This window comes from Clostridium tarantellae, from assembly GCF_009295725.1.
Classification (GTDB): Bacteria; Bacillota; Clostridia; order Clostridiales; family Clostridiaceae; genus Sarcina; species Sarcina tarantellae.
Map to the genome: position 1 here is coordinate 1 of NZ_WHJC01000398.1, position 2,468 is coordinate 2,468.

General features: G+C 22.2%; 3 protein-coding genes. 1 reads left to right on the forward strand and 2 read right to left on the reverse strand.

All coding sequences use genetic code 11. The features are described 5' to 3' along the window. The first annotated feature begins 133 nt into the window (after positions 1–133). On the forward strand, positions 134–598 hold the full coding sequence (locus GBZ86_RS14925) for a hypothetical protein (RefSeq protein ID WP_152891964.1): 465 nt from the start codon (positions 134–136) through the stop codon (positions 596–598). Between the two features lie 162 nt (positions 599–760). Here the strand turns inward: GBZ86_RS14925 and GBZ86_RS14930 are convergent, their stop codons facing one another. Together GBZ86_RS14930 and GBZ86_RS17415 are read right to left on the reverse strand one after the other, a co-directional pair. Next, positions 761–2,023, reverse strand: a complete 1,263-nt coding sequence (locus GBZ86_RS14930) for a hypothetical protein (protein ID WP_152891967.1) — start codon at positions 2,021–2,023, stop codon at positions 761–763. A 185-nt stretch (positions 2,024–2,208) separates the two neighbouring features. Beyond that, on the reverse strand, positions 2,209–2,468 hold a 260-nt coding region (locus GBZ86_RS17415; protein ID WP_170272282.1), incomplete at its 5' end, for a hypothetical protein.

The window sequence follows — 2,468 nt, forward strand, 5'->3', positions numbered from 1 at the left end:
ATATAGATATTCCTTAATTAAACATAGAAAATATCTTTTATATGTTTAATTAATCTTTCTTGAATTTAAAATGTAAGTAGGTATATTATTAGTATAAGATTTTATTTAAAAATATTTTTAGGAGGAAAGAAAAATGGATGTTATGGATTATAGAAATAATGCACTTAAATTAAAAAATTATGGATATTTAATTTGTCCTTTAGAAGATCAAAAAAAAGCTAGAGAGTATCTTGATAACACATTATTTGTAAGTGATTATGAAGTTAAAATAGATAATGAAAATATGTGGTTTATATTTTCAAACTTAATTAACTTACCCAAACATAATGATTTTTCACATAATTGGGGATTTTATTATAGAAATTTTGCTACTAAAGAAGTTTTAGTAATGTATTTAGGTAAATATGTTAAATTTTCTATGTTTACAGTTGAAGGAGTTATGGAAATAGGAAAAAGTGAACAGTTAACAGCAAATAAAATTTTTGATATTTATGAAGTAGATTCATTAGAAGGACTTTTGAAAGTAATTAAATTTCCTGAGAATAATAAAGAATTAGCGGAAAAACAATTAATAGAATTTATTAAGTTTTTACAGTAAAAAATAATATTTTGAATTTTATTTATTAAGGAATAATTAATAGAGGGTATTTTACAAGTACTTTCTATTAATTAATTTGAAAAGTCATGATTTTTAATAATTTTATTATAATCATGACTTTATTAAAGTTAATAAAATCAATAAATATATTTTAAATTATATTTATTGTATAGATTTGAAAAAATTTATATATTGTTCATAACTATTAAAAATAGTATTATCATTTAAAGTTCTTTTAAAAGTATTAGATGAATTAAGAGGTGCTGGGGTTTTTACTTCATCTGAATAATCTATATTTAAATTTAATGAATTATAAGGAGATGTATTTAAGGGATTTCTAATGGTTATAGGCTCTATATTTCCAATTAAAGTAACAGTTTTCTTATTATTATTAGAATCTATATATGAATAGGTTATTTTAGGTTGTTCTGCAAAAGTATAATCAATGTGATTAAGTGTTCCATCTAATTTTGTTATTAAAGGTATAGAATTAAATATAACTTTATATCTTATAGTAGAAGTAGATGTTGCATTTAAATTACCTAAAAATATTCCTGATTTAGGAAAAGAGGTTGAATAAATAGATTCACTATTTACTTTTAATGAATTCTCAACAAATTTAGCAGAATCAGGAATGAATTCTTCCCATAACATAATATCAGTAATATTATTTTTAGAATGATTTGTTAATACTATTGAAAATTCAATAGGTTGTCCTACATAAACATCTCCTTTATCAGGAAATTTAATTAATTTAATAATATTATCAATATCTTCAGTAACTTCTTTTCCGTTTTCCCAAACAGTTTCTGCATATAATGAACCATAAAATTTTAATTCTAAATTAATAGGTTTACTAAGATTTTTTTCATAAAAATTAGGATAAGCAATTCTAAGTTTTCCACTACTTGGTTTTAATGCAATATAAATATTTGTAGCATCTTTAGGAAGGTTTACAGTTCTAATCATCCCTAAAGAAAATTCATCTGTTATTATAGAATAACGTTTTCCTTCAAAATTATATTGAACCAGTAATAATGCAATAATACCAGAATTATTAGCAGCTTCTACATAATAATTAATTGGATTAGGATCCTTTATAACCTTATAATGAGGATTCCAAATAGTACCATGTAAGGTTAGTTTTAATGTGGATGGAGTATTAAAATTATTATTATATATAGGATTCCATTGAGCTAGTCCATTATATGCATTGACTAAAACATGAATATTAGTAGCACCAAAAGGAATTTCTATTTTTTTTGAAAAGAAAATAGAAAAGACTCCAGATTCTTTAAATTCTTCTTTACCATTTAACGTATAAGTTACAAAAAAGCTTGCTACAAACCCTCCCATATTAGTAATTTCAACATAAGGAAGATTTTTAGGTGCAAAGCTATAAAGTGGCATTGAAACTTCATTCATATAAATCACCTAAAAAAAAAGTCAAGATGAATCTTGCTAGTATATATTATGTTTAAATATTACATAATGTTACTAGAGTAAAGGAATTTATAAAATTTAAAATGTTTAATAAAAAAAGCTTTAAATAAATATAATCTTTTAAATTATGTTTATTTAAAACTTTTTGTTAAATACAAAATTTTAGATTACCACCATTCTTCTATAGAAAATTCTGTGATATTTAATAATTCATCAGGTGAATAATAAATAATATCTATGTATTCATCCATATCTTTTTCTTCTAATTCTCCTATCCAAATTTTCCAAAGAGCTTCTTTTTTACTTTCAGCATAATTTAGCTCAGTTAAAGCTTTATCTATTTCATTAAAATTTGCTATTATACTATTCCATTTACGATTAATTACTTGTAAAATTCTATAATCCTTTTCACTTTTATTTCCATTAC